The sequence below is a fragment of the Nitrososphaerales archaeon genome, from assembly GCA_025058425.1.
In the GTDB taxonomy this organism is placed as follows: Archaea; Thermoproteota; Nitrososphaeria; order Nitrososphaerales; family JANXEG01; genus JANXEG01.
Map to the genome: position 1 here is coordinate 1 of JANXEG010000066.1, position 6,634 is coordinate 6,634.

Consider the following 6,634-nt stretch of genomic DNA (forward strand, 5'->3'; position numbering starts at 1 on the left):
TGATCATGATGGCCGAAATAATTCTCACACTCAAGTATAACCTTAAAGTACCGTTGGATGCATCGGTAATTTCGCCAGATAACTTCGCCGGAAGATCTATCAATGAGATTTCTTCACTGAAGCTGTGGAGAGGGAATAAACAGGTATCTCTCGGTGAAGTCTTCGATGTAAAGGGTGAGGCTGGATCGACAGCGAACGAGACGAATATTATAATCAATGGGGATCTATCGAAGGCGAGGAGGATCGGCAAGGATATGTCGAACGGTAAGATCGTGGTGAATGGTCCTGCAGGCCTATACGTGGGTGAAGGTATTCGTGGGGGTGTGATAATGGTCAATGGTGATGCTGGGCCTTGGGCTGGTGTGGGTGCGAAGGGAGGTTTGATCGAGATCATGGGCAATGCTGGTGACTTCCTCGCCTCCTCTTACCGTGGCGCTAGGAGTGGTATGGAGGGTGGTACGATAATCGTGCATGGTAATGCAGCGAATGAGGTGGGTGGTTGGATGAAGAACGGCACCGTAAAGATCATGGGCAATGCCGGGATCTTTATAGGCCCCCATATGCAAGGTGGATCTATATTGGTATCGGGCGATTGTGGTGGTAGGGCTGGGGCTGGCATGAAGGGCGGTAGGATCGTAATACTGGGCTACATACCATCGATACTGCCCGGTTTTCGAATCGAGGAGATTAGAGGTAGTGTGAGGATAGATGGTGATAGAATATCTGGCCCATTCTACCTATTCAATGGCGATTATGTAGAGGATGGCAGAGGAAACCTATTTATAAGTGTGAATAAGAATCAACATTTAAAACGTTACGAGCAGTATATACCGTAGGTGATGAGTATGAGTATGAATGTTAGTGTAAATGCACTCGCATTGAAGATCGTTCAAGAGATGATCGAGAAGAAGGTCGAATTGAATATAATCGTGGAGAAGTCTGAGAATGGTGCTACAATCATAGATGCGGGTATCAATGCAAAGGGAGGTTACTTGGCTGGTAAGTATATGACCGAGATCTGCTTGGGAGGTTTGGCAGAGGTTTCATTGACACTCGCCAACTACGATGGATTGATCTTACCAACGATCTGTGTGGCCAGTGACTATCCATCGATCGCACTACTCGGCTCCCAATATGCGGGCTGGAGGATATCTGTGGGAAAGTACTTTGCGATGGGCTCGGGCCCGGCAAGAGCCCTATCATTAAAGCCTAAAGAATTGTATGAGAAGATCAAGTATAAAGATGAATCGAACGTTGCCATAATCGTTTTAGAAGCCAATGAAAAACCGACCCCAGAAGCCATCGAGTATATAGCGAAGGAGTGTAAGGTTGAGCCGAAGAATGTATATGCAGTAGTGGCACCGACATCGAGCATCGCCGGCTCTGTACAGATATCTGGTAGATCGATCGAGGCCGGATTGCACAAATTTATGGAGCTCGGCATGGATCTGAGTAAGATAAAATGTGGCTTCGGCCAAGCTCCCATCGCACCGATACATCCAAAGTTCGCCCAGGCGATGGGCCGCACAAACGATATGCTCCTCTATGGATGTACAACGTACTACGAGGTGGAGTATGATAACGAGGAAGAATTGGTAAAGATTCTAGAGAAAGCACCATCATCATCTTCAAGTGCGTATGGAAGGCCATTTTACGAAATCTTCAAGGAAGCAGGCTTCGACTTTTACAAGATCGATCCGATGTTATTCGCACCCGCTGTAGTGACTGTGAATAATACAAAGACTGGAAGGATATTTACCTATGGTAAGATCAATCCAGAGATTCTGAAGAGATCTATAAACCTGACCATCCGTAGCTAGTGGCTAACACTTAATACCTAATACCTATTCAAATATTCAAACCCCCAAATTTTATTTCAAATGGGTATCGGTATCGTATCGAGTCTGAACGTTATCTCATCCCTCTTTTTTCTTAATCTCTCCATCGATACATTATGGTATAATTCGTGCAGAATCGATCATCTGAAATGATCTAATTTCTTAGCCTTCTCTTTAATTTCGATTCGTTAAGTATTCGATATGATAATATACCTAAACGATACTCTTATCTAATTGACCTTGAAGCTCGGCCTTCTGACAAGAAATCAAAATTCATGGTGTTCAGCGAGGATAGTGAAGGCCATGATCGAACGTAACATCGAACCCGTGTGCTTTTCATTCTCCGACCTGATAGCACGTGTAGGCTTCAAGCCATACATCTCCGTACGTAACCACGAAGATTTCATCTCAGAAGTGAGAGGGGTAATCGTTAGACCGATCGGCAGAGGCTCTCTCGATGAAATCATCTTTCGGCTCGACTTCCTCCACAAGTTGGAGAGGAGTGGTGTAACGATAGTGAATCCACCCCTCGCCATCGAGAGGGCGGTCAACAAGTATCACTCACTGAGTATCTTGGAGGAGCATGGTATACCAGTACCGAGGACGGTCGTGAGTGAAAACCCTGAGAAGATGCTGGAAGCCTTTAACGAGATTGGTGGCGATGTCGTATTAAAACCGCTCTTCGGCTCTCGTGGTATGGGCATCTGCAGAGTGAGCGATTTTGAAATCGCGAGGAGGATCTTCAATGCCCTCCATTACAATCGTAACGTGCTTTACGCACAAGAGTTCTTACCTCATGGTAATCGTGATATCAGGGCCTTCGTCGTCGATGGCGAAGTTATAGCAGCTATGTATAGGAGATCGGAGAGCTGGAAGACGAATATCAGCCAAGGTGCCCAACCCATACCTTATAAGCCTTCGAAGGATGTTGAAGAGTTGGCGGTCAAAGCGACTCAGGCTTTAGGATGTATAGTAGCTGGTGTAGATATACTGGAGACTAAAGATGGATACTTTATAAATGAGATCAATAGCCAACCGGGGTTCAGAGGTTTACAGTCCGTGACGAAGGTTGATATAGCGGGTAAGATCGTAGAGTGTGTGATAAAAAGGTTGAAAAGATGAGCCTCGATGAAGACCGATCAGATCTACGTATTATACACGTGATAGGCGTAAAGGATATCCCTTTGATAAAGCCGGGTGACGATCTCGGGCTTTTGATATGTGAAGCGGCTAGATCTCAAGGGACGCCTTTGATGAATGGCGATGTGGTCGTAGTGAGCCAGAAGATCGTCTCAAAGGCTGAGGGCCGCATAGTAAGTTTGAAGAGTGTTAAGCCTAGAGATTTCGCATACAAAGTTGCAAAATTGACCAAAAAACCCCCTCAATACATAGAATTGGCCTTACAGGAGGCTAGATCGCTGATTAGAGTTATGAAGAACCACTTCATCACAGAGACGAAGTTGGGATGGATCTACCCTTACTCTGGTGTCGATCTATCGAATGTTTCGAATATGGATGAAGCAACATTACTCCCTATCGATCCCGACCATTCGGCCCACAAAATTAGGATGCGTATAAAGGAGCTTACGAACTGTGATGTGGCTGTAATAATCTCCGATACCACCGGCCGCCCATTTAGAAGAGGTTATGTGAATGTGGCGATAGGTATCTCGGGCATCTCTCCAATCTTGGATCTAAGAGGCAAGAACGATATCTTCGGTAGAAGGTTGCGGGTGAAGATGATAGCTATTGCCGATGAATTGGCCTCGGCCGCGGAGCTGATCATGGGCAACGCTGACGAAAGGATACCTGTGGCTATAGTAAGAGGTTATCGCTATCAGATCGATGAAGGTGCTTCTGCAAGGCTCATTCAAAGGCCGAAGGAGAAGGATCTATTCATCGGTAGCTGGGTACAGGTAGAAGGGCTTGAGCATAAAGTTAAACCTTCATAACCTTCTCTATATCATCCTTCGTTAAAGCCCCTTTGTGCAGTGCTGTAGCTACGAGCACCCCTGAAGCACCTTCCTTCTTTAGACACAGTATATCATCTAAACTTCTTATACCCCCTCCAACCAATACTGGAACCCTTACCGCATTCACAACCTCTCTCACTAAGCCCATATCCACACCCCTCTCCGTACCTACTCTCGATATATCCAAAAGGATCAACTCCACTACACCCATCGATTCTAATTTCATAGCTACCCTTGCTGGCCTCTCTCCCATTAAACCCATGCACTTCGAAATCACTTTACCATCTACTACATCGATCGATGGTACTATTTGCTCACCACCGAAACTTCCTATCAGATCTCTTAAATGGTTGATTGTGGTCATACTCTCTGTGCCTAATACTAATTTACTCACACCCGCATCGAATATTTCATCTACATGTGAAGCATTATTGATGCCAGAATCTAACATAACCTTCATACCTACTTCAGAGCATATCCTACTAATGATGCCCAGATTGCTTCCTCTACCCATGATCGCATCGAGATCCGCTACATACAATTCATCGAGATTGAAGAGATCCTTGAATACCTTTGCGATATCGATGGGGTTCGATGTGGCACAGATCGGACTCCTTATCGGTTGATACTCATCCCTCTTCCCACCGATCGCATGCACAGCCTTGCCTCGCATAATATCTATAACGGACACGATCTTCAATATACTATGAATGAATTATGAGGTTTAGAGATATGAAGGTTGCTATATTCGAATACATTTCAGGAGGTGGCTTTCTCGATAAACCTATCGATACCAGCATCTTGAGTGAAGGCTACGCGATGCTCACATCGATATTGAGAGACTTTAAAGAAGCTGGCCATACGACTATAACGATCCTCGATCATCGGATAGCGAAATTCAACCCTCCCATCAAGGCCGATAAAATTCTAACGGTTTCATCCAGCGATGGGTTCGAAAAGACGATCTTGAAAGCAATAGAGTATTCGGATGCCTCGCTCATCATAGCACCAGAATCTCAAGGTACGCTATTCAACCTTGTAAAGATGGTCGAATCCCTACCCACGATTCTGTTGAATAGTTCTTCAGAGGCTATACGTCTATGCTCCGATAAGGGTGAATTGTACGAATCTTTAAGAAAGGCCCGGATCAGAATTCCGAACACGAAGAGGTGTAGATTTGTCGATGGGTTGAATTCTGCTTACAGGGTTGTGAAGGATATAGGTCTGCCAGTCGTGTTTAAACCCATAGATGGTGTAGGTTGCTCCGGCTTAACTATAGTGAATGATTACGATCGAGTCGAATACGCATTCGATCGGGTAAAGAGTGCTTCGAGCAGTGAGGATTACTTGATTCAAGAGTTTATTCACGGTATCCCGGCGAGTGTGAGTTTGATCTGTAATAGTAAAGGTTGCAAGGCTCTGACTTTGAATCTCCAGAGAATAGTACTTCATGAAAGTCCCAGTTACATGGGTGGTATGGTACCCTTTATACATGAGCATGGTGAATCTGCCCTAAGAATGAGTGAATATGTTGTAAATTTAATTTCAGGACTTCGGGGTTATGTAGGTGTGGATTTAATCCTCTCACCAGACGGGCCTGTAATAATGGAGGTGAACCCTCGCCTAACGGTATCTTACGTAGGCTTGAGGTTTGTAGGTAGTGAAAATCCCGCATCCCTGATATTAAACTCTATCGTGAATAATGAGTTGCCAGAAAGGTTCAACACACATGGTTACGCATCATTTTCAAAGGTTTACATGAAGGATGTGAATAGAGAGGGGCTCCTAAGGGCTTACTCTCTGGATGGTGTCTTGGCACCGCCCTTCAAGATCAGGAGGAGGGGGCCGTACTGTGGCTTTATCTTAGGATGGGGTGAGAGTGTTGCCAATGCCGAATCCTCTCTGGAAGAGGTAAGGAAGGGCCTGATCGATGTAATGGACACTAAAGAATATCCCTAAAAGATGGTTGTGAGGAGGTATTTTTTGTATTGGTTATATTAGCTACAGCAATGACGATAGATTCCTACATGATCTTCTATATCGGTTATATCGGTTCCATTAAAATCTCAAGGCGATCCACTTTTAGAGCTTAAATTTAAATAATCCACCGTAGTATGGTCTCTCATGCCATCAGAAGAGAGTAAATTATCAAGAAGAGAATACTTAAAGTATCTTAGCTCTTTCATCGTAGGCGCAGCGATATCTGGTGGTGGTGTCGCTTCTTACTACGCATCTTTACCACCAGCTAAAGAAATTGTTACGAGGACAATCACCGAGACCTTATCGGGACCTACTGTAACAAAGACCGTCACCATGACGATTACTCCAACGCCTGCACCTTTACCTTCACCTTCTCCTACTCCTTCTCCTACACCAACACCCTCACCCTCGCCCACACCTCCTACACAAGTGAAGAGGTTCAGTTGGGGGACATCTTCTGTTGGCACGATGGGGCATAAAGCACTCGTCGGAATAGCCACGCTCTTGAACAGGTACATGCGAGGTTACGAAATCACCGTGATACCAACACCTGGTGCGGTGGCGAGTATGAAGAATTACGCAAAGGGCGAATTGGACGGTTGCTACACTTCAGATATCGGCTTCACCGAGATGTACCGTTTCGAAAAGAGGTTCAAGGACTTCAAAGCGGAAGCAAAGAGGATGCCGGTCCAGACCCTCTGGGCTTATACAATAGAAGTTACACTCGCGATTCTTGATAGGAATCTGGACAAGTATAAGAAGTGGTCGGATCTTAATGGTAAGAAGATTCATGCCTTCCCCCTTGGTTTAGACGCCCATACCGCTCTCGTATCCCCGTTAGAT

At 45.3% G+C, this 6,634-nt stretch carries 7 protein-coding genes; 6 read left to right on the top strand and 1 reads right to left on the bottom strand.

Annotated elements, in window-relative coordinates:
- The 4 genes from NZ896_06295 to cofE all read left to right on the top strand — a co-directional run.
- Nucleotides 1–836 (top strand): formylmethanofuran dehydrogenase subunit C (locus NZ896_06295; GenBank protein MCS7117059.1); only part of this gene is annotated, 836 nt, incomplete at its 5' end.
- Nucleotides 837–845: 9 nt separating this feature from the next.
- A complete protein-coding gene (mch, locus tag NZ896_06300) occupies nt 846–1,820 on the top strand; it encodes a methenyltetrahydromethanopterin cyclohydrolase (protein MCS7117060.1) in 975 nt (324 codons plus the stop codon).
- A gap of 258 nt (nt 1,821–2,078) precedes the next feature.
- Nucleotides 2,079–2,960 carry a RimK family alpha-L-glutamate ligase gene (locus NZ896_06305; GenBank protein MCS7117061.1) on the top strand — a complete coding sequence of 294 codons (882 nt, stop codon included), beginning with the start codon at nt 2,079–2,081 and terminating at the stop codon, nt 2,958–2,960.
- Nucleotides 2,957–3,790 carry a coenzyme F420-0:L-glutamate ligase gene (gene cofE / locus NZ896_06310; protein ID MCS7117062.1) on the top strand — a complete coding sequence of 278 codons (834 nt, stop codon included), beginning with the start codon at nt 2,957–2,959 and terminating at the stop codon, nt 3,788–3,790. The genes NZ896_06305 and cofE overlap by 4 nt, the downstream gene beginning before the upstream one ends.
- Here the strand turns inward: cofE and NZ896_06315 are convergent.
- The gene (locus tag NZ896_06315; protein ID MCS7117063.1) at nt 3,777–4,502 is read right to left on the bottom strand and encodes a HisA/HisF-related TIM barrel protein; all 726 of its coding nucleotides are present in this window, start codon (nt 4,500–4,502) and stop codon (nt 3,777–3,779) included. The genes cofE and NZ896_06315 overlap by 14 nt on opposite strands.
- A gap of 41 nt (nt 4,503–4,543) precedes the next feature.
- Here NZ896_06315 and NZ896_06320 point away from each other — a divergent pair, with 41 nt between their 5' ends.
- Both NZ896_06320 and NZ896_06325 read left to right on the top strand, forming a co-directional pair.
- Nucleotides 4,544–5,770, top strand: a complete 1,227-nt coding sequence (locus NZ896_06320) for an ATP-grasp domain-containing protein (protein MCS7117064.1) — start codon at nt 4,544–4,546, stop codon at nt 5,768–5,770.
- A gap of 165 nt (nt 5,771–5,935) precedes the next feature.
- Nucleotides 5,936–6,634 (top strand): hypothetical protein (locus tag NZ896_06325; GenBank protein ID MCS7117065.1); only part of this gene is annotated, 699 nt, incomplete at its 3' end.